This is a genomic window from Rhodococcus sp. MurmanLake-1 (genome assembly GCF_056945715.1).
Window position 1 is genome coordinate 644093 of record NZ_JBWZNF010000001.1, and the last position, 21147, is coordinate 665239.

Annotated in this window: 21 protein-coding genes and 1 pseudogene; 4 read left to right on the forward strand and 18 right to left on the reverse strand. The window is 61.8% G+C overall.

Features of this window, described 5'->3' with window-relative positions; all coding sequences use genetic code 11:
• Positions 1-27 precede the first annotated feature (27 nt).
• Complete coding sequence (locus AC2ETI_RS02860) at positions 28-1491, forward strand: glycoside hydrolase family 5 protein (protein WP_483633544.1); 1464 nt, start codon at positions 28-30, stop codon at positions 1489-1491.
• A 51-nt stretch (positions 1492-1542) separates the two neighbouring features.
• Here the strand turns inward: AC2ETI_RS02860 and AC2ETI_RS02865 are convergent, their stop codons facing one another.
• The gene (locus AC2ETI_RS02865) at positions 1543-2205 is read right to left on the reverse strand and encodes a GAP family protein (protein WP_483633545.1); all 663 of its coding nucleotides are present in this window, start codon (positions 2203-2205) and stop codon (positions 1543-1545) included.
• Positions 2206-2337: 132 nt separating this feature from the next.
• Entirely contained in the window at positions 2338-3930 is a 1593-nt protein-coding gene (locus AC2ETI_RS02870) for a D-alanyl-D-alanine carboxypeptidase/D-alanyl-D-alanine-endopeptidase (RefSeq protein WP_483633546.1), read from the reverse strand.
• 86 nt (positions 3931-4016) lie between these two features.
• Here AC2ETI_RS02870 and AC2ETI_RS02875 point away from each other — a divergent pair, with 86 nt between their 5' ends.
• Both AC2ETI_RS02875 and AC2ETI_RS02880 read left to right on the forward strand, forming a co-directional pair.
• On the forward strand, positions 4017-5342 hold the full coding sequence (locus AC2ETI_RS02875) for a serine hydrolase domain-containing protein (RefSeq protein WP_070385291.1): 1326 nt from the start codon (positions 4017-4019) through the stop codon (positions 5340-5342).
• 42 nt (positions 5343-5384) lie between these two features.
• The gene (locus AC2ETI_RS02880) at positions 5385-6023 is read left to right on the forward strand and encodes a PadR family transcriptional regulator (protein ID WP_483633547.1); all 639 of its coding nucleotides are present in this window, start codon (positions 5385-5387) and stop codon (positions 6021-6023) included.
• A 240-nt stretch (positions 6024-6263) separates the two neighbouring features.
• Here AC2ETI_RS02880 and AC2ETI_RS02885 read toward each other — a convergent pair.
• Positions 6264-6623: pseudogene (locus tag AC2ETI_RS02885) on the reverse strand (VOC family protein); the annotation flags it as partial.
• Between the two features lie 60 nt (positions 6624-6683).
• Here AC2ETI_RS02885 and AC2ETI_RS02890 point away from each other — a divergent pair.
• Positions 6684-7091, forward strand: a complete 408-nt coding sequence (locus tag AC2ETI_RS02890) for a hypothetical protein (protein WP_019748092.1) — start codon at positions 6684-6686, stop codon at positions 7089-7091.
• Between the two features lie 46 nt (positions 7092-7137).
• Here AC2ETI_RS02890 and AC2ETI_RS02895 read toward each other — a convergent pair whose 3' ends face one another.
• From AC2ETI_RS02895 to hypB, 15 genes are all read right to left on the reverse strand, one after another.
• Positions 7138-7881 carry a DUF6390 family protein gene (locus AC2ETI_RS02895; protein WP_279163938.1) on the reverse strand — a complete coding sequence of 248 codons (744 nt, stop codon included), beginning with the start codon at positions 7879-7881 and terminating at the stop codon, positions 7138-7140.
• A complete protein-coding gene (gene hypE, locus AC2ETI_RS02900) occupies positions 7881-8951 on the reverse strand; it encodes a hydrogenase expression/formation protein HypE (protein WP_020969420.1) in 1071 nt (356 codons plus the stop codon). Before hypE ends, AC2ETI_RS02895 begins: the two co-directional genes overlap by 1 nt.
• Positions 8941-10053, reverse strand: a complete 1113-nt coding sequence (gene hypD, locus AC2ETI_RS02905; protein ID WP_021333540.1) for a hydrogenase formation protein HypD — start codon at positions 10051-10053, stop codon at positions 8941-8943. The genes hypE and hypD overlap by 11 nt, the downstream gene beginning before the upstream one ends.
• Entirely contained in the window at positions 10050-10349 is a 300-nt protein-coding gene (locus tag AC2ETI_RS02910) for a HypC/HybG/HupF family hydrogenase formation chaperone (protein ID WP_020907459.1), read from the reverse strand. Before AC2ETI_RS02910 ends, hypD begins: the two co-directional genes overlap by 4 nt.
• A gap of 16 nt (positions 10350-10365) precedes the next feature.
• Positions 10366-12654 carry a carbamoyltransferase HypF gene (gene hypF, locus AC2ETI_RS02915; protein ID WP_483633548.1) on the reverse strand — a complete coding sequence of 763 codons (2289 nt, stop codon included), beginning with the start codon at positions 12652-12654 and terminating at the stop codon, positions 10366-10368.
• The gene (locus AC2ETI_RS02920) at positions 12651-12935 is read right to left on the reverse strand and encodes a HypC/HybG/HupF family hydrogenase formation chaperone (protein ID WP_021333538.1); all 285 of its coding nucleotides are present in this window, start codon (positions 12933-12935) and stop codon (positions 12651-12653) included. Before AC2ETI_RS02920 ends, hypF begins: the two co-directional genes overlap by 4 nt.
• 3 nt (positions 12936-12938) lie before the next feature.
• Positions 12939-13433, reverse strand: coding sequence for a hydrogenase maturation protease (locus AC2ETI_RS02925; RefSeq protein ID WP_211916881.1), 495 nt, complete (start codon positions 13431-13433; stop codon positions 12939-12941).
• A 6-nt stretch (positions 13434-13439) separates the two neighbouring features.
• Positions 13440-13559, reverse strand: coding sequence for a DUF6893 family small protein (locus tag AC2ETI_RS02930; protein WP_003942178.1), 120 nt, complete (start codon positions 13557-13559; stop codon positions 13440-13442).
• 79 nt (positions 13560-13638) lie between these two features.
• Entirely contained in the window at positions 13639-15003 is a 1365-nt protein-coding gene (locus tag AC2ETI_RS02935; RefSeq protein WP_483633549.1) for a hypothetical protein, read from the reverse strand.
• Complete coding sequence (locus AC2ETI_RS02940) at positions 15000-15638, reverse strand: DUF6084 family protein (RefSeq protein WP_020969415.1); 639 nt, start codon at positions 15636-15638, stop codon at positions 15000-15002. The genes AC2ETI_RS02935 and AC2ETI_RS02940 overlap by 4 nt, the downstream gene beginning before the upstream one ends.
• Positions 15635-16255 (reverse strand): DUF5947 family protein, encoded by a 621-nt coding sequence (locus tag AC2ETI_RS02945; RefSeq protein WP_021333534.1) that lies wholly within the window; start codon positions 16253-16255, stop codon positions 15635-15637. The genes AC2ETI_RS02940 and AC2ETI_RS02945 overlap by 4 nt, the downstream gene beginning before the upstream one ends.
• 19 nt (positions 16256-16274) lie before the next feature.
• Positions 16275-17177, reverse strand: coding sequence for a NifU family protein (locus tag AC2ETI_RS02950; protein ID WP_483633550.1), 903 nt, complete (start codon positions 17175-17177; stop codon positions 16275-16277).
• Between the two features lie 3 nt (positions 17178-17180).
• On the reverse strand, positions 17181-18974 hold the full coding sequence (locus AC2ETI_RS02955; RefSeq protein WP_019748080.1) for a nickel-dependent hydrogenase large subunit: 1794 nt from the start codon (positions 18972-18974) through the stop codon (positions 17181-17183).
• 54 nt (positions 18975-19028) lie between these two features.
• Positions 19029-20144 (reverse strand): NADH-quinone oxidoreductase subunit B family protein, encoded by a 1116-nt coding sequence (locus AC2ETI_RS02960; protein ID WP_020969412.1) that lies wholly within the window; start codon positions 20142-20144, stop codon positions 19029-19031.
• A gap of 163 nt (positions 20145-20307) precedes the next feature.
• Entirely contained in the window at positions 20308-21147 is an 840-nt protein-coding gene (gene hypB, locus AC2ETI_RS02965; protein ID WP_483633551.1) for a hydrogenase nickel incorporation protein HypB, read from the reverse strand.

Genomic DNA, 21147 nt, shown 5'->3' on the forward strand with positions numbered 1-21147 from the left:
TGGACGTTTGTCTAGAAAGGTCGACGGATGCGTGCGCTGTTGCTTGCCACCCTTGCAATCCTGGCTATCCAGATTGCAGCCCCGGCGGCAAACGCTTCACCCCCGGATCCGGGCTGGACTCTCCCCCAACTGACCGTCGCAGATCGAACGATCAAGGACGTCGACGGACGAACGGTGTTGCTCCGCGGCGTGAACGCCAACGGTCTCAATGACTACGCAACCAACGGCACCGGTCTACCCACCGTTACGCCGCTGGGAAGAACGGACTTCGCACAGATGGCCGCGCTGGGCTTCAACGTTGTCCGACTCAACGTCGCGTGGTCCCTCCTCGAACCGACCCGCGGTGCATTCGACACTGCGTATGTCGACCGGATTCGAGGCGCAGTCCAGAACGCGAAAGATCACGGCATCTACACCGTTCTCGACATGCATCAGGACGCATGGGGCCCGTACGTCGGCACCCCGAGCGACCAGTCGTGCCCGTCTTTCATGGAGCCGGGAGTCGGCTGGGACGGCGCACCGGAGTGGGCAACCCTGACCGGCGGATGGACGACCTGCAACATCGGTGGACTCCGGGAAGCCGCACCGGCGATCGCCCATGCCTTCCAGGCGTTTTACGACGACGAGCAAGGAATCCAGAGTCGCCTCGTGGCTACGTGGGCGCGGTTGGCCGCCGAGTTCAAAGACGAACCAGCGGTGGCAGGATACGACCTTTTGAACGAACCGAATCCCGGCCTGCGCGATCCATTCACCGCCGCTGATCAGATCGGGCAGTTCTACAAGCGGGCCACCGACGCCATCAGACAGGCCGAATCAGGCGGATTTCCGCACCTCGTGTTCTTCGAGCCCAGCGCGATCTGGTCGGCATTCGGCTTCGACGCGCTGCCCCCACGCCAGTACCTGACCGATCCTCTGGTGGTCTTCTCGCCACATCTCTACAGCGAATCGATAACAGTCAGTAGCGAATTCCCCGGAATCGAAGACGGGTTCAAGATCGCCGACCGCGCTGCCGCCTGGTACGACGCCCCGTTGTGGACGGGTGAATGGGGTTGGTTCGGGGATGCCGGCGAGCAGGGAGCAGACGTCGACCGCTTCGTCGACGCCACGGACAACTACCGGATGGGCGGCGCGTGGTGGTCGTGGACACAAGCGTGCGGTGACCCCCACCCGGTTCGGGACGGCAACACCCACCAGCCGCAAGGAAATTTGAATCGCATCGACTGCCCTTCCGGCGAATCACTCGGGCTCGTAGAGGGATTTGCCGGGCCTCTCTCGCGTGCTTATCCCCGAGCAGCGCCCGGCACACTGACGGAGTTGTCGCGCAACGGGTTTACCGGGACCGGTACCGGACAGGTCGAAGCCTGGTACCCCGGCACCGACCGGCCACAGCTCGAGACCACGAATCTCGCTGACGTCCGACTGTCCCCGATAGCGGGCGGCTGGCAACTGATCGGCCACGCCGATGGCGACTACGCGGTGAACTTGGCCTGATAGGACACCCACCTCGGCGGTCCGCGTTCACACCACCTGAAAGAGGGTTTATCAGAAGATTCCGCCGATTCCTTTGCCGATCAGAACAACTCCGACGACCAAGATCAACACGCTCATCACTGTGGTGTTGTTGTCCTGGAGCCAGACTTTGAGCTTGGCCAACGGCTCGCGCAGACGATCAGCAGCCACCAGGTATCCGATGACCGGGATCGCGACCGTTGAACTGGCGATGATCGTGAAGGCGAGGACAGAGGCGATCACTCCACTGGTCGCCAGCGACGCCGAGCCGATCGACACTCCCGCCGCGATGCACATCAGCAGATTCTTCGGGTTGATCGCGGCGAGCGCGAATCCTAGGCCCAACCCCTTGACCGCGGTCATCTCGTCGATGGCTTGCATCCACTTCGGTGTTTCGTGCTCGCCGCTGCGCCCTCGCCACTGCTTGACCCCGACCGCCAACAGAAGTACACCGAGAGCTAGTTTGATCCACGATACCGTGGCAGACGGTCCATTGCCCGAGGCGCTGCGGGCACTGGACAGGATGACAAAAAGAACTGTGGCAATGAAGATTCCGAGCAGCCAACCCAACGCGAACCCGATGCTGGTGCTACCCGCGCGCTTGGAGAGCAACATCAAGATCGTGGCGATTACGGCTACCGGAGACACGGCGATACCGACAGCTATGGGGAGGAGATCTCCGATAACGGAACCCATGTCAAAACTCGTTTCTCATCGGGACGCAGTCGATACCGCTGCGCGCCAATGCTGACACTCTGTGCGCCTACATCGTTCGTGCCTCATTCGAAAGGGATGAGCGCCCGAACGCCGGACCTCCGTCTCGCCCCGTCAATTCGTCTGTGCTTGTTGGAATGCAGCGGCAACACCACCGACGTCTCCCCCGACTTGGAACACGCCCCTAGGCAGGTCGGGAAACACTGCATCGCTGACGGCGACGACAAACAGAAGTCGGCGATCGTCCGGGGTGATCATGTAACCCGACAACGCTTGAAGAGTGACTATCAACCTGCCGGTGTCAGATTCGACGTCGGCGGATGTTCCCGTCTTACCGATGACCTTCCCCTTTGCCGGACTGTCGGTTCCCACGCCCGACAACGAACCTCGCTCACCGAGTACGGGTTGACCTGCCCAGAACGTATCGGCCCATGGCTGCTGGTCCGCCCAGTCGAGCCACTGGAGGACGGCTGCGGGCGTCGATTGTGACGGGTCTCCACCCTGACCGTCCATGACCACCAGGTCGGATGCTGCAATACCTGCCTTCTCGGCGAGTGCCCGCACGGTGGGCAGACCGTCGCTGCACGACGACGATCCTGTCGCTACTGCCAACAGACACAAGAAAGTGTTCGCGCCCGTGTTGTAGCTTGTCGCGAGAATCATCCCTCCCGACTCCGAAATTGGTGCCGATTGCAGGCTCGCAACTTGTCGACTTCCTGAATATGTCCGATCGACAGGCAGGGCAGCCGTGCTGTTCGTGCGAGATACCGATGCAACCTCGATTCCATTGCGTCGCAGTGCTTCTACGAACAGCTGACGCGCCCACGTCGGTGCGTCGGTAATGCGATAGACAGTCAGCGATGTCTTTCCAGCCGGCACCGACCCGGTCACGTTGATCTGGGTGGGATCGGACGGATCGGCCGCAACCTTCAGAGTCGAGTCGCTACCTTCCTCACCCGTGGTGACCTGAGCATCGACGCGGAACAGGCCGTTACCGGGAAGCATGTCGATGGCGGCGGGCTCACCTACCGCACCCGGACTCGCCTGGATATCGACGAGGTTGTCGTTGACGAAAATCGACGGGACCAGGCCTTCGACTGTCGAGTATGTGTCCCACAGACGAGGGTCCACCAGAACGTCGCCGTTTACCCGAGTGATGCCGGCGTCGGCTACTTGTCGTGCGAGATCGTTCAGGCCTGCCAGCGGATCACCGGGCGCGAGAACGGCTCCTGGCAGGGCATCGGCGTAGACGTGGTCGATGCCGTCGGTGGCGAAATCGAATCGGCCTTGTGCGGCGTTGCGCCCACCGAGCGCGAGGTCACCGGAGCCGACCAGCACCAGATCACCGGTAAGGGTGCCCTCGACGGGGAGAGAAGTGGCATAAACGGGGGTGGTGACAGTGTGGTCTACACCAAGGGTGTCGTAGGCGGTGCCGACGGTGAAATGTTTGGTCTGGGAAGCCAAAAACATAGAGCTATCAGCATTGTTGCTGTAAATCACCTCGTCGGTGGCGGGGTCGACCAAGAGATAGGACCACCGAGCCATGGCGTACGGATCGGTGGCCATGATGCGGGCTGCCTCCTCGGGAACCTGTTGCGCCGGAGCCGATGCGGAACCGGAATTCGACGGCTTCGCCGAACATGCTGTGAGGACTACTCCGACGCTGATCAACGCAGCGACGGCGCGAACTGATGTGGTGTGCGGCATGGACGCTCCTGAGGATGCATGACTGATTTGTCGTAATTTACTGCAAAGTGCAGCATGCAGAGTGCAGTATCGCTTAAAGTCCCTCTATGAACCCTTTTGGGAAGTCGACGTCCTTTCACAACGTCAAGACCCGCAAAGTGGCTGTGGCCTGCATCGCTACGGCATTGCTGCTCTCAGCCTGTTCGTCCGCAACCGATTCCGAGTCCCCCTCGTCGTCCCCGCCGACCTCCGCCGGGTCTGCGGACAGCGCCGTCTTGTCTTTCGACAGCGCCGCAATGGATTCCGTCGTCTCCGAGAAGGCAGAAGAGTTCCGTGAGATCGCAATGGTGGTCATGGTCACGACGCCGACGCAGAAGTACGTCAACACATGGGGTTCGGTCAGGGAAGGCGTGAACGAGCCTCCCACTCTGGACACCAAGGTTCGCGTGGGCTCGAACACCAAGACCTGGACCGGTACGGCCATCCTGCAGTTGGTCGACGAAGGCAAGGTTGCGGTAACCGATCCGGTCAGCAAGTTCCGCCCCGATGTCCCCAACGGCGACAACATCACCATCGGCGACCTACTCGACATGCGTAGCGGCCTGTACAACTACACCGAAACCCTCGAACTCAACCGGGCGCTCGACGAGCAACCGGAGCGAGTGTGGACACCCGAGGAACTGCTGGCAATGGGGCTGAGCCAGCCGCCGTATTTCGCGCCCGACACCGGTTATCACTACTCCAACACCAATACCGTTCTCCTCGGCTTGATCGCCGAGCAGCTGGACGGCAAGCCGATTCAGCAGATCTTCGCGGACCGATTCTTCGGGCCACTCGCACTGGCAGGGACGTCGTTTCCTGCGAACACCGACACCAGCATCCCGACTCCGTTTGCAGACGGCTACACCTACAGTGGCAACGTCGAAACGCTCGGCGAAGGCAAAGAGGCCCTCCCACAGTCTCGCCTCGACGCGATCGCCGCAGGCACCGAAAAACCGACCAATACCACTAGGCACAATCCCTCGTGGACATGGTCTGCAGGTCAGGGAATTTCGACTGCAAACGACATGGCGACATGGGTCAAAGCTCTGGGAACCGGTTCGCTCCTGAGTCCCGCCACACAAGAGTTGCGTTTGAACAGTGTGCAACCCACAGATGGCGAAGGATCCGCAGGATACGGATACGGCATCGCTCAAATGGGTCCGATGTACGGCCACATCGGCGAACTGCCCGGCTACAACTCGTTCATGGGGTACGACCCGGTCAACGACGTGACCTTGGTGGTGTGGGGAAATCTGGCACCCACGGCCGATGGTTTCGCCCCGGCCTCTGCCGTCGCTGCAGCGCTCGTCCCCTTCATCTACGGCAAGCCCGCTCAGGACACATCCGACGACATCGCCGACACCGAGGATGCAAACGGTGAAGGGAAGTAGCACTTGTAGGCTCGGATGTAACCGCGGAACGAAGGGAGCCATGTGGCTCAGCGTGATCTCACACCTACCTCGTACATGATCCTGGGACTGCTGACGGTCAAGGACTGGTCGGCATACGAGATCGCCGAACAGGTCGGACGCGGGGTCGCCGAGTTGTGGCCCAGCGCCGACCGACAGCGATACAACGCCCCCAAAATCCTGCTTGAACGCGGCCTGGTCACGGCGAGCACGGTAACGAAAGGCACTCAGCGCTCGCGCACGGTCTACTCCATCACCGACGAAGGTCGCACAGCGCTGAGTGACTGGCTCGCCACCCAGGCCACACCCCCCGCCTTGCAGTTCGAAGGCATGATCCGCGTGATCTTCGCCAACCAAGGCACGATCGCCGACCTGCGGACCAACCTGACCACCATGCGCGAACAGGCAACTCGGTCTCGAACTCTGTTCGTCTCACACGCACAACGGATTTCGGCCCCCGAAGCCGGCACACTCCCCCAGCAGAATCATCTGATGGCACTGGCCAACCGGTTCATGATCGGCCACTTCAACCACATCGCAGAATGGGCCGACTGGGCGCTGGAAGAAACTGCTGACTGGCCAGACACAGTGCAACCGGCAACAACCCACCGAAAGCGCACCGTCGCCACCCTCGCTCACTCGATAGACGACGGAAGTAGCTAGATCACCCTCGAAAGCCATCGGACGTCGGTCCGACACCTTCTCGAAACCAGTTCGATCAGCGATCTGGAAGAGAACAGTCCGACGGACGCGGACCGCGGGCGACGATCAGAGAAGCGGGACCCGCAAAGTCCGGTGACGAACGAGAATTCCAAGTGCACGGCGGGGAAGGATGTCGACAGCCGGCGGAGGCAGCACTGGACGACATTGAATCTGGAGTAATTTCTCCTCGAAGTGGTTAGTTCACGGGTAGACGGCGATCTCGATAAGGTTTACGTCGGGGTCGCGACAATAGTGCGAGACCATCTCGCCGAGGGCACCCAGTTTGGTCACGGGCCCGTCGAGCACCTCGACCCCACAGTTCTCCAGGTGCTCACGGACAGTTCCGGGTGACGCAAGAGTGATGAAGCACAAATCCTCGGAACCTGCTGCCTCGACGGCGCCGGTGGTCCAGGCCGGGTCTTGCTCCGCCGATCCGAGAGGCCTCAGATCGATCTTCTGATCTCCGAACTTCAGTGCAGTGCGTGCCGTGGGGCCGAATATCTCGATCGTCATTCCGAGTACCTTCGCGTACCACTGGGCGGTGGCGTCGACGTCACCCCGCCACCGATTGAAACGCGAAACGGCACCGAATCGCCGGTCAAGCGACTAGCGTCGAATCGTATGACTGCACTCAACGCTTTTGCACGTACCGGTGCCGCGGTCTTTGCGGCCCTTGCGATCTCCGGCGTGATGATGCCGGGTACCGCGGCAGCGGCGCCGAGCACGGTTCCGTTCCAGGTCGACCCTTACGTCCCGCTCGTCGACTTGCCCACTCCCCACCTTGCAGCGATCGTCGGCGAAGAACCGGGCGTCGCCGTGCTGCACGTGCAACGCGCACCCGGAGACGGAAACCCCCACTCCGCGGTCGTCCACTGGCTCAGTCTCGGCACCGGAGCGTACGGATCCGCATCATTTCCGACACTGGATGCACAACCCGTCACGATTCGTCCGGGCTCGGGTCAGGTCGTCGCATACGTCGATCCCCAGGCGATCGGAACACCGGGCCTCGGAACCTTCTTCGTGCCCTGACACCTCCGTATCCGCCAGACCGTGGTCCCTGCTCTGACAGGGCCTGTCACCTCGACAGCATCCGGGTCGCGATCTGCAATGCCGAGTCTTCCGCGGCATCCAATGCCCGTGATTGCTCTGACGTGATGTTGTCACACAGCCAATCCCAGTGCATCGTCACCAAGGCGCCCTGGACGGGCGTCGGTGCGAGTGAGCGGCCGTCAACGCTCCATCGCACTCGCTGCGTCACCGGCGTGCCGCGTACGAGTTGCTCACCGTCGAACTCGAGCGGGGACGAAACCACCAACGCGTGCTCCTCACTCACGTCCTCGACCACTCCCCATCTGATCCGGCAGTTCTGGAGGACGGACAGTGGGACCGCACCGCGCTTCCGAAGAAGCTTGACCCACGGATACACCAGAAATACGTGAAAACTGTGGTGCGCGAGCGCGCGGTCCCGATCCCCGAGGGCAGGGAGAAACCCGGTGTTCTCGCGTTCACCGAATGCCGCCCTCAAGTGCTGCAACAACGCCCCCGAATCAAGCGAGTCGAGGAGATCACCTCCTACCCAATAGGCTTCGATCACTCGCGGATCGAGAGGATCGTCGATGCCCGCACTTGCGGCCAATGCCTCGAGGTACGGCCACGCACCGTCGAATTGACGAGCGCGATCACGGTCGCCGCTGCCCGAGTTGCCGCTGGCCAGACGAAGCAGCACTGAAGGATCGTCGGGTCCGCAGTAACCCAACTCGTTCGGCGGATACGCGTAGCGGGCAAACAATGCCGGCCCGTTCATACCGACGGCAGTCATCAGCAGATCCGCGGAAGTTGTTCACCTGCCGGCAAATCCACTACCCGATTGCCTCCCAATGCCGTACGCGCCACCACCATTCCGCGATGTTCGGCCACGCACTCCCCGATCACGGCAGCTCCCGCACTCAGCGGATTACCGCGCATCGCTTCCAGAATTCGGTCGGAGTCTTCTCGCGGAACGAAGGCGATCAACTTACCCTCGTTGGCGACGTACAAAGGATCCAAACCGAGTAGCCCACAGGCGTCGCGCACGTCAGCGGGAATCGGCAGATCTCGTTCCACCAGCGCAACACCGATGTTCGACGCTTGAGCGATCTCGTTGAGGGTGGCGGCAACTCCGCCCCGGGTAGGGTCGCGCAAGACATGGATGTCGACGCCGGTGGCAATCATGTCGGCGACCACGCCGTTGAGCGACGCGCAATCACTGCGCACCTCGGTCCCGAATTCGAGACCTTCGCGACAACTCATCACGGCCACCCCGTGAACACCGATGTCGCCGCTGACGATCACGACGTCACCCACTTGTGCGCGAGTGGGGTTGATGTCCACCCCGTCGGCGACAATCCCGATTCCCGCGGTGTTGATGAAGACTCCGTCGCCGTGACCGGCATCGACAACTTTGGTGTCACCCGTCACCAGTCGAACGCCGGCAACGTGCGCAGCCCGCCCGAGCGCCTTCGCGATCCCCGCGATGTCGGTCAACGCGGTCCCTTCTTCGAGGATGAATGCCGTCGACATCACCAAAGGTTGTGCTCCCGCCATCGCCAGGTCGTTCACCGTTCCGTTGACCGCAAGATCGCCGATCGTTCCGCCGGGAAACACCATGGGTTTCACGACGTACGAGTCCGTTGAGAAGGCGAGCCGCACCCCGCCGATGTCGAATACAGCCGAGTCGCCGAGCTCGGCATCGGCAGCGCTTCCGAACGAGGGCAGGAACAGATGCTCGATGAGCTCGGCGGACATCGCTCCCCCACCGCCGTGTCCCATGACGATGTTCGGCGAATCACGCAGCGGCAGTGGGCACACCCATGCCGACAGGTCCACGACAGCGGTCTCCTCAGCCGGCATGACCCGCCTCCTGCAGTTCCAGGCGTCGGTACAGGTAGTACGCAGCGCACGCCCCCTCGGACGACACCATCGTGGCACCGAGTGGATTCCGCGGAGTGCATTCCTTCCCGAAGGCACTGCACTCGTGTGGCTTGATCAAGCCTTGCAATACTTCACCGGACCGGCAGACACTCGACTCGTCGGTGTGGATATCGGTCACCGAAAAACGTTCTTCCGCATCAAAATACGCATACTTCGGCGCCAGCTGCCAACCACTGTCCGGGATCGATCCGATGCCGCGCCACGTCCGGTCCGACACCGCGAACACATCCTCGAGCATCGCTTTCGCTGCGGTGTTGCCCTCCGCCGTGACAGCACGGGCGTAGGCATTTTCGACCTCGTGTCGACCCGATTCCAACTGCAGCACAGTCTTTCTGATGCCCTCCAGGAGATCCAGCGGCTCGAATCCGGTGACGACGATCGGGACCCTGTACTTCTCGGCGAGGGCCGGGTACTCCGACGTTCCCATCACACTGCACACATGCCCGGCCGCCAGAAATGCCTGCACGCGGCACTCTGGCGAGTCCATTATCGCGGCCATTGCCGGCGGGACCAGAACGTGCGAGACGAGCAGCGAGAAGTTCTTGATACCCAGGCGATTGGCCTGGTAAACGGTCATGGCGTTGGCCGGCGCTGTGGTCTCGAATCCGATCCCGAAGAACACCACTTGCCGGTCCGGATTCTCCTTGGCAATAGTCAGTGCATCCAACGGTGAGTACACCACGCGAACGTCGCCGCCGGCGCTCTTGATCCGGAACAGATCCGACGAACTCCCCGGAACTCGCAACATGTCCCCGAATGAACAGAAAATGACATCGGGCTTTGCCGCGATTTCGAGAGCTTTGTCGATGATCTCGAGCGGCGTGACGCAGACCGGGCAACCAGGTCCGTGAATCATCTCGATCTGCTCTGGGAGTAGTTGATCGATGCCGTGCCTGATGATCGAATGTGTCTGACCACCACACACTTCCATGATCGCCCATCGGCGCGTGGCCAGCGCGCGGATCTGATCCAGCAGTTTGCCGGCCAGTTCCGGATCGGAGAACTCGTCCAGATACTTCATGATTCCGTCTCCTTCGGTTCGATCCCGGCGGCCCGGGCAGCCCTGGCGAACCCGTCACCGAATTCCTCTTCGAGTACGCCGAGGTGTTCGAATTCCGCCAGCGTGCTGCGTGCGGATTCCTCGTCGAGTCGTTGGATCGCAAATCCGACGTGCACCACGACGTACTCGCCGACTCGGGCGCCCGGAATGTATTCGAGGCACACTTCTTTTCGGACGCCACCGAAGTTCACCACCGACATCGTCGTTCCGTCGCGTTCCTCCAAGGACTCGATACGTCCTGGTACGGCTAGGCACATGGCACAACTCCTGACCTCATGACGAACTCCCGACCAGCACTTGGCCGTAGGCGAGACCACCGTCGTTCGGTGGTAACTGCAGTCCTGTCAACGGCGTGAATCCGGCTTCTCCGAGCAGGGCACACGCCCGGACGAGCAGGAGAGGGTTCTGAAACACGCCTCCGGTGAGAACTACCTCGTCCACTCCCGCCAGTTCCCGGCCACGGATTGCCCACTCGAGTACGAGGTGCGCGACGGATTCGTGGAAGCGCGCGCCGATCACGTCGGCGGGCACCTTCGCCCGGAGATCACGGACAACGGCCCGAATGACCGACCGTGGATCAGCTGTCCATGAATCGTCGTCCGACTGCACCCAGTCGAAGGTGTACCGCGACGGGGCGCAGTCGACTCCCCTCGAAATGCCCTCCAGTTCGATGGCGGCCTGCGCTTCGTAGTCGACGCTCTGACGAACCCCGGTCAGCGAGGAGACTGCATCGAACAACCGCCCCATGCTGGAGGTGTCCACACACCCGAAACCGGTTTCCAACTGGTGAAGTAGGACCGACTGCTCTCGTGGCGGACAGGCCGCCACCGGCGCGAGGTCGGATTCCCAGTCCAACCCGGCATGCCAGAGGTGGGCGAGCGCCATTCGGTACGGTCGTTCCACTCCGGCATCGCCCCCGGGCAGCGGTACGTATCCCAGATGCGCGAGACGGCGATAACCCTTGTACGTCGCCAGCAGCAATTCCCCTCCCCACACTGCGCCGTCCGCCCCGTAGCCGGTGCCGTCGAACGCTATTCCGAGAACCGGTTCGCTCCCGTCCCGGCCGTTCTCCCCCATCACGGAAGCCACATGTGCGTGGTGATGCCCGACGACGCGCACCGGTCGGTCGCCACTACGACTGCGAGCCCACGAGGACGAGCGATACCGAGGATGCTCGTCACAGGCAATCTGGTGCGGCACTACTCCGGTGATCGACTCGAAGTGACTCTCCGAGGCAGCAAAACTGTCGAGGACAGCGAGGTCGCCCATGTCTCCGATGTGCTGACTCGGCCAGACATACGCACCCTCGGCAAGACAGAAGGTGTTCTTCAGATCGGCCCCGACCGCCAAGGTGGGCGGTAGATCGAACGGCGCCGCAACGGGCAGCGGTGCATATCCGCGCGAGCGACGAAGCAACTGTCGTCCACTGCCGACTATTCGCATCACCGAGTCGTCACACGGCATCAAGATCGGACGGTTGTGGGTCAACACCCCGTCGGTGAGGTCACCCACCCGTTCGAGATCGTCGTCAGAGTACAGAATTGGCTCGCCACCGATGTTCGCCGACGTCATCACCAACGCCGCGGGGCCCGCAGCGTCTCCCGCCAACCCGAGAAGAAGATGCTGAATCGGGTTGTAGGCCAGCATGATTCCGATGTCCGGAATGCCTGGGGCAATCGAAGGAGACAGCGTGTATCCAGACGCTTTGGCAACCAGCACTATGGGACGCTCGCGCGAGGACATGGCATCGGCCTCGGCATCCCCGACCACACCCAGCGCTCTGGCTTCTCTCACATCGCGCACCATCACCGCCAACGGCTTGCTCGGTCGATGCTTGCGTTCACGCAAATCGTGAACCACGCGATCATCACGCGCATCGCAGGCCAAGTGGAATCCTCCAATTCCCTTGACGGCAAGAACCTTCCCGCCTCGTAGCAGCGATCGGGCTCGTAGCAGTGCACCCTCGCCGGTCACCGCGGGCGCGTCGCCTTCCACGAACGAAAGCGTTGGACCACACTCCGGGCAGGCAATCGGTTGCGCATGAAACCGGCGGTCGGAGGGATCCACGTACTCTGCCGCACAGTTCGCGCACAACGGGAACCGCTTCATCGTCGTAGCGGCCCGGTCGTAGGGCATGGACTCGATGATCGTGAATCGTGGACCACAATTGGTGCAGGTGATGAAGGGATGACGAAATCGCCGATCGCTCGGATCAGTCAGCTCCCGCAGGCAGTCGTCGCAGATCCCGACGTCGGCCGGCGCCAAGGTTCGCCCGACCGCCCCCGCATCCGTCTCGATGATGCAAAACCCCTGACGACCTAGCGGCGGCGAGTCCTCGCGCTCTATCGACTCCACTCGTGCCAGCGGTGGGGGGCGGTTTCGCACCCGAGCGACAAATGCATCGATTGCCTCTCCGTCGCCTTCGATGTCGATCACGACCCCGAGAGCAGAATTTCCCACCGAACCCGACAGTCCCAGTTCGGTCGCAGTCGCGTGAACGAACGGCCGGAATCCCACCCCCTGGACTACGCCACGAACGATGACACGGTTGGCGATCATCATGTCCCGACCTCGCCGGTACGAGTATCGGACTCGTCGATCTCACCGTCTTGACCACGGCCCATCAGTTCGAGGCCGGCCCGGGCGCGCTGTGCTCCCTGTTCGTCGACCTTCTCGACTGCAAAGCCCATGTGGATCACCACCCAGTCACCTGCCGTGACGGTGCCTTCGTCGAGCATTCCGATGTTGACCTTGCGCGGTGCACCTTCCACGTCGACGAGGGCGAGTTGACCGCCGTACCCGTCCAGTAGTTCGCGTACCCGTCCCGGAATCCCCAGACACATGACTCACACCTCCGGCCCCAAAGTGGTGGCATCACAATCCACGTCGATCGACCGGACGAGTGCCATCACCGCAGAGGCGGCTTGCCCTACCGAATCACGCATCTCTGCACTCAATCCGATTCCGTCGCCGACCGATTTCGCGTGTGCCCCCACCACGAACGTCCGCGGGAGTGCTCCGCCGAGGGCCTGCAGGCTGGCAAACACCGAACTCGGATGCATCGAGTGTGCGTCGAAACCTCCTTGCGGACCTTCACTTTCGGGATCCACTTCGATGATCGCAAGCTTCCCCGGAACTCCGGTCACCGGTAATGCGTCGATCAGCACCAGCGCGTCCCACGACTCCAACAAGTCGTATGCGAGATGTACACCACGAATCCCGTAGTCGACCAGGCGAACCCCCGTCGGGAGATTCTCATGCTGCAACGCTCGAACAACTTCGGGGCCGAATCCGTCGTCTTCGAGAAATATGTTTCCGACGCCTGCAATCAGCACGCGCACAGTGCTTTACATCTTTCGCATTCGCAGATAGCGCTGGATGTCCGGCATCGACACCACCAGAACGATCGCGGCTGCGATCGCGGTGGCGCCGAGAAGTGCCGTCGACAGCAATCCCATGCTCCTCATGGCGGGTTCTCCTCTCGATAGCAGTGAAGTCCGAAAGCTGTGAAGTCCGACAGCGTGAAGTCCGACAGCGTGAAGTACGTCAACTCGCGCCGTCTCGCGGCACCGGCTCTATCTCGTCCGGCGCGAAGTACAGGTAGCGGCCGTACCAGTTGTGCAGATCGGCGGCCGGGTCGTCCAAGAGCGTCACCCCAACATGAATGTCGCCGTCCACGTCTTCATGAATGGTGGCGACGTGGGCGATCCGGCCGTCGAAGAACAGGTCCTGAGCATCAGCGCGACGTGAGGGGTGAAGCCGAACCGTACTTCCACCGCAGACGCGGACGCCGTTGATCAAAACTGCGTCGGTGCGTGGTTGAACACTGGTGTCGGCTTCCGGCGTCCACCAGTCCACGCCGTCAGGCACCTCGGGTATCAGATCAGAACCGGCATTCGAATCTCGCAGCACGCCGTGCAGGCCGGCTAGATCGTCGGCCGTCAAGCTTTCACATCGGTCGATGATGTCGGCAGCTTTCGAGTCGGTCGCCCGCGCCCGCGCCTTTTCCTCTTCGGTCATGGCCAGAATTCTCAGCGTGAGAATTTCGTCGATCTCCGTCGAGTCGAACAGGGATCCTTCGCTCTGCGGCGCAATCTCGGGAAAGTCGTACAAGATGATCGGTGACACCAGAACGGTGGGCGATGTACCGGGGTGAGTCGGATCCTCGGTCCCCGCAAGCACGGGATAACAGCGATTTTGGCGCAGCGGCTCCGAGTGATCTGGTTCGTCGAACAACGACACGAACTTCGAGCCTGCGCAGGTCAAAATGACGTGAGTGCCGAGCATCGACTGCGCCGTGGCCGTGCCCTTGTCCCTCATGTCGACGCTCGTGTCGTTCATGATGCTCACGGAGATCACCCTGCGTCTGTCCCCGGCGGAGGCGTTCAATTCCAAGCGGCCAGTCACCGGAAGCCGTGTCCGAACGACCCGTCCGACTACCCGGCCCCGAGAATCCGCCAGAGTCTCTCCGTCGACAACTCCCGCCGCACAGAAGGATTCTTCGACGCCGGCCTCGAGTTCGTCCAGACGCCACGGACCCAAGACGATCTCGGATTCGGTGGCTTCGTCCCACGAGATCGCCTCGTGCCCGTCGACGACCAACCGATCCACCGGAATCCACGCGCCGCCGGCGCCGAGTCGTTCAACCGTCCGCGACTGGTGGTGCAGAAATCTCACCGTCGCCGTTACTTCGGCGCCGTTCCGCTCGAGTTCGCCGAGCAGACATTGGGCGGACATCGACGGTTCCTCGCCGACTCCGTCACCGGCGGCGCCGGGCGGTCCGAGAACCCCGAACTGCCAACGGGATTGATTCTTCGCCGAGCCGGCCCGGTAAGGATAGAGAAGATATCCCTCGTACAGGACAGCGTCGGCCACGGCCCGAACGTCGTGATCCATCTCAGTTCGGGTCATCGGGGCACCTCGCTCGCCGTGAGCAACTGCCGCACGGCTGAATCGAGGTCCGTGAAGCCGTGCGCTGCCTTGAATCGCACGAGATCGGCAATCGTCTCATGGTCGAGGCGTACCCAACCAGAGGCCGGATAATGCGTGGCCATCAGCTGTTTCCACACGTCGACCGGCAATTCGTAGGCAGCAGATCTGTCCCACGGGATCTGCTGTACCGAGAAACCGCGCTGCCCGTCGGTGAATACGGTTCCGCTCAGTAGAACCACGATCGGAATCGTTCCGTCACGGAGTGCGTGCATGTACTTCGACGCCGTCACCGAGAAGTCGTACGTACACGCCATGGGTAAGGCCGCGACCGTTGTTTCCGTGAATCCCTGAACGACCGCGGAACACTCCATCCACAAGAAGGTTCGCAGCGTACTCGACCAACGCTCCCGCGGACCGAACAAATCGCGCAGGGCGTCGCCTTCCTCGTCGGAGTACGGCCGGCGGTGCGGTTCGATTCGAACCTGTGCGCGTAGAGCGACTGCTCGGACGGTCGCGCCGGTAGTCTCCGACATCCTCAATCTCACCGTCAGATTTGGTGTAACCGCATACGGTTCCACCTCCACGTTGTCGACCGAGAAGTCGAGGACGGTCATGCCGACCTGCTTCGCGCCTCGACGCGCCCGAAGAACTCGTCCACCGCGCGCGCTGCATCCTGGCCACCGTCGAATCCGCGCCACACGGTGCGCAGCCTGCCCACCAGCTCGTAGCAGGCGTCGATGGGAACAACGAAGCATCTCGGCGATTGTCCTGACGTGGGCACCGAGACAATCAACGCCTCGACGTCGGCCCGCATCTGCGAGAGCCCCGGATTCTCCGCGAGCACAGTCTCGAACGAGTCGATGGGCAGCTCGGATTCGGTAGCTCCGGCAGGTCCCGGATAGAAGACTATGTACTTGTCGAGGAGTGAGTTCCGAAAGAAGAATGCCAGTCCGACGGGGATTTCCAGGGACTCCCACCGGCCAGGGCCGAGGTCGAAGTCCGGAAATTCGAGATACCGATCGGGAACCGCCTTGTATCGAAGATCCGCGTCGACCGGCGCAAAGAGCAGATAGCAGGGACGGCACACGCACATCAGGCTCCGGACCTGTACGTCCACGACGTGTTGGTGTTCGTCACCTATGCCCGCCGCGCACATCTCACACAGCGGCCCGGTCGGAACGGCGCGCGTCGAGGCGATTCGCGTGAGCACCTCTCCCACAGTGGTTTTCATGACCAGGCTTCGTCCACGGCTAGGTCACCGGCAACACGGAATCGTCGGCAAGCGCGACCGAGAGCACACCGTCGCGAATAAGCACCGGCAGAGGCGCCAGGTGCTCGGAGCCGGTGCCGACCCGCGCACCCGCTCCGTACACGCTGAAGTGGGCAGAGCACGTCGGACAGGTAAGGACAGCGGCGTCTCGGACAGGAAGGCCCATCATGCGTTCGAGCACAGCCCCCGCCATCGAATGGTCACATACGGGGCAATGGTCGCGATACGCGTACAGATCGTCACCGGAGCGGCAGACCAACAGATCGGTATCCGATACCCGGAAACCCGCGACCTCACCCGCGTCGACTTCGGCAAATTCGGGGACCTCCACCCAGTGCGCGCCTCCCCCGTCGGCGTGTACGTGCGAGAACAGGGACTCGACCGAGATCACACCCGACTTCAGCTCGTGCGAATCCGGTGTTTCGACGTCGATTCCGGTGGTCTCGGGTGCCGCCGCCTGCACCGCGTCCTGGACCGCGGTTTCGAGGGTCACCGACGACGAAGGGCAACTGTTACAGCTTCCGAGAAGCCGTAGCCGCACCACGCCGTCCGCCACCTCGATCAGTTCGACGTCCCCGCCGTGCGAGCCGAGGTACGGACGCACCCTGTCGAGCGCAGTGCGTACGCGGGTCTCGACGTCGTGCGGGTGAAGTCCGTGCACCAGTAGGAGGCTCGACACCAGATCGTCGCGAACCATCGCATCCATCATGGCCGGATCCGCCAGTGCGACGGTGCGTTCGAGTGCGGCGCCGTACAACTGCACGACCTCGCGGACCAGTTGCTCGGCGCGATCCCTGGCCACCGGGCCTGCACCGGCATTGGCCTGTAACAACGTCTCGATGCGCTCACCTGCTCCGCGCCAGTAGTCGGCCGATTGCTCCATCGATCACTCCCCGGTCACGGACTGCGTCGGAGAGTGCAACTTCTCCAGGGTCTTACCGCCGCCGAGATACATGTGAACACCACACGGCAGACAGGGATCGAAACTACGCACGGTCCGCATGATGTCTATGCCCTTGAAGTGGTCTCGATCGTTCTCCTCGAAGATCGGCTGACCCTGCACGGCATCCTCGTACGGACCGGGGGTTCCGTAGCTGTCGCGCGGGCTCGCATTCCACGGGGTCGGTGGGTACGGGTGATAGTTCGCGATCTTGCCGTCACGAATCACCATGTGATGTGAGAGAACTCCGCGGACGGCTTCGGTGAATCCGCAACCGATTCCCTCGTCCGGAACCTCGAACGACTCCCACGTCTTGGTACGGCCTGCCCGGATCTCGACAAGCGCCTTCTCTGCGAAGTGAAGGGCAGCCGCTGCTGCGTATGCCTGGAAATACGTTCGCGCACGGTTCCTTTCGAGAGTATTGCTGCCATGCTCTGGAATCTTCCACTCGAGCGAGACAGGACCCTTCAGTGCTGTTTTCGGAAGATTGATCTTCACACTGTGTCCGGTCGACTCCAGGTATCCGATGTCGACCAGGCCGGCAAGAGCGGTGCTCCACAGACGAGCCAATGCTCCCCCGCCGGTATCCAGAGCGAGGTTGTCTTTTCCGTCGAACCATCGCGGTGACATGACCCAGCTGTACTTGTCCTCGAGGTTCCGCTTCTGCGGGTGAGGGTTGGTGTGTTGATTCCACGGGTGCCGGCGATCGACCGGGTTACCCAGCGGATCGGTCTTGACGAACATCTCCTGATCACTCCAGTCCTCGTAATACGAGGACCCCAGCATGATTCGGATACCGAGGTTGATGTCCACCAGATCCGTGGTGACCAACTTTCCGTCGACAACCACACCGGGAGTGACAAACATCTTCCGGCCCCAGTCGGTCATGTCCTTGTACGAGAAATTGCAGTACTCGGGGTCTTGGAACGATCCCCAACAACCCAGCAGGGTCCGCCGCAGGCCAACCTTCTCGTAACCAGGCAGCGCCTGGTAGAAGAAGTCGAACAGGTCGTCGTGCATCGGCACGACCTTCTTCATGAATTCGACGTACCGCATCAGCCGCGACATGTAGTCCGTCATCAGTTCGATCGTCGCGACGGTGCCGACGCCGCCGGGATAGAGCGTCGACGGGTGGACGTGCCTGCCCTCCATCAGGCAGAACATTTCGCGGGTCGAACGCGAGACTTGCAACGCTTCGCGATAGAACTCACCTGTGAACGGATTGAGAGTCCGCATGATGTCGGCGATCGTGCGATAACCGTGCTGCTCCTCGTGCGGGCAGCGGGTGTTCTCTGCCTGCGCCAGCACACCGGGATTCGTCTCGGAGACCATCTTCTCGCAGTAGTCGACTGCTACCAGATTCTCTTGAAAAATGTTGTGGTCGAACATGTACTCGGCGGCCTCGCCGAGATTGACGATCCACTCGCCCAGATGCGGCGGCTTGACGCCGTACGCCATGTTTTGTGCGTAGCACGAGCATGTGGCGTGATTGTCACCGCAGATGCCGCAGATACGACTGGTGATGAAATGCGCGTCGCGCGGGTCCTTCCCCTTCATGAACAGGGAATACCCACGAAAGATCGAAGACGTGCTGTGGCACTCCACCACTTCGCGGTTGGCGAAGTCGATCTTGGTGTAGATACCCAGACTGCCGACGATTCGGGTGATGGGGTCCCACGCCATCTCGACAAGACCGTCGCGGTCCGCAGTCGAGGTGGGTTCGGGAACGATGGCCGTCATTGCAGTGCCTCCCAGAGACGTTGCTCACGAACTGATTTGAAGGTATCCGGTCGGTCACCACGTACGCGTCGCACCGGTGAGCAACTTCGACCCGCGCTCGCGCCAGTGCGGTTCCTTGTCCAACGTGTGACCGGTGATCCGGCGCAGACTGTGGATCACGGACCCGTACATTCCCACCGCATTGGTGGAGAGTTTGCCGCCAGGTGGTTCATCCATGAACGGCATGAATTTGTCCGGGAATCCCGGCATCGTGCAGCCGATGCAGATCCCGCCGACATTAGGGCACCCGCCGACTCCGTTGATCCAACCGCGTTTGGGGACATTGCATTTCACAACCGGTCCCCAACATCCCAGCTTGACGATGCACTTCGGCGACCCGTACTCCGTCGCGAACTCGCCCTGCTCGTAGTACCCGCCACGGTCACAGCCCTCGTGAACGGTGGCACCGAAAAGCCACTGCGGGCGGAGGGATTCGTCCAAGGGAATCATCGGCGCCTGATCAGTGGCCATGTACAGAAGATAGGTCAGGGTCTCGGAGAGGTTGTCCGGCTGAATGGGACACCCGGGAACGCACACGATCGGGATGCCCGCCTTCGATTTCCAGGTCCACCCGAGATAGTCCGGCACGCCCATCGCACCGGTCGGATTGCCGGCCATCGCATGTATGCCGCCGTAGGTTGCGCACGTGCCGACCGCAACTACCGCAGTGGCTTTCGGCGCCAGCTTGTCGAGCCATTCGCTCGTGGTGACCGGTTGACCGGTTTCGCGATTGTTCCCGAATCCACACCAGTACCCCTCGTCGTGAAGTTTCTCGTTCGGTATAGATCCTTCGACAACAAGAACAAAGGGTTCCAATTCTCCCCGGTCGGCTTTCCAGAACCATTCCAGGAAATCGTCAGCGCCACCCTGCGGTCCACATTCGAAGTCGATGAGCGGCCAATGAACCGCCACCTGAGGTAGGCCGGGCAACGCACCGAGCGCGATCTCCTCGATACTGGGTTGCGTGGCCGCGGTGAGCGCCACCGAATCACCGTCGCAACTGAGACCGGCATTGATCCACAGCACGTGGATCAGAGTTTCTTCCGCTTTGGCCGCTGCGCTTTCCGGGGTAGCTGCGCTTTCGGAGGCAGGTTCCGCCGTGGTGCCAGCAGTCGATTTTTGTGTGTCCATGTCAGCCGCTTTCACGGGTGCACTTGCGCCTGATTCTCGGCGCCGCTACTGCCTGACACGCTATGGCCTCAAATTGCTGCGGCACCGAAACGCTGACGCCACCGGAGTCGAACCTCGGCCCACTTGCGTGGCACCCACTCATTTCATTAACTACCCGAGCAGATCAGTTGTCAACGGCCACCGGAGAAATCGCCGAACGACTACCGATCCACTCGTACCACTCGTCCATACCCTCACCTGTCGTGGCCGATAAAACAACAACGCGCACAGCAGGATTGAGGATTTTCGCTTGCGCGACACAGGCATCGACGTCGAACTCGACGTACGGGAGCAAGTCGATCTTGTTGATCACCACGAGGTCCGCGACGGCAAAGATGTGCGGGTACTTTTTCGGCTTGTCGACCCCCTCCGGCGTCGAAATTAGGACAACCTTGCCTTCCTCACCCAGGTCGAAGAGCGCGGGGCACACCAGGTTTCCTACGTTTTCGATCAGAAGCAGCGACTCGTCCGCGGGGTCCAAGGCGCGCAGCGCGCGGTCGATCATCTCGGCATCGAGGTGACAGCCCGCCCCCGTGTTGACCTGGACCACTGACGCGCCGGCCTCACGAATCCGCTCGGCGTCGAGCCGGGTTTCCTGGTCACCTTCGATCACGGCAATCGGTCGTTGTCGTCCTAGTTCCCGGATCGTTCGCGCCAGCAATGCCGTCTTACCCGCGCCGGGCGAACTCATGATGTTGAGCGCCGTGATTCCGCGGCCCCGCATCCACTCACGATTGTGAACCGCAATGCCGTCGTTCTTGGCAAGCACCTGCTGCTCGAGAATTACCGTGTGGTCGGAGTGACCGTGCCCATGGTCGTGGTCGTGGTCGTGGTCGTGGTCGTGGTCATGGTCATGGTCGTGGTGGTGACCGTGCCCATGGCTGTCGTCCTGCTCGTGTTCTCCGCCGGCGACGACCGACACCCGAGGTCCCGTGGCGTCCCCGCACCCACACGTCGCGCACAT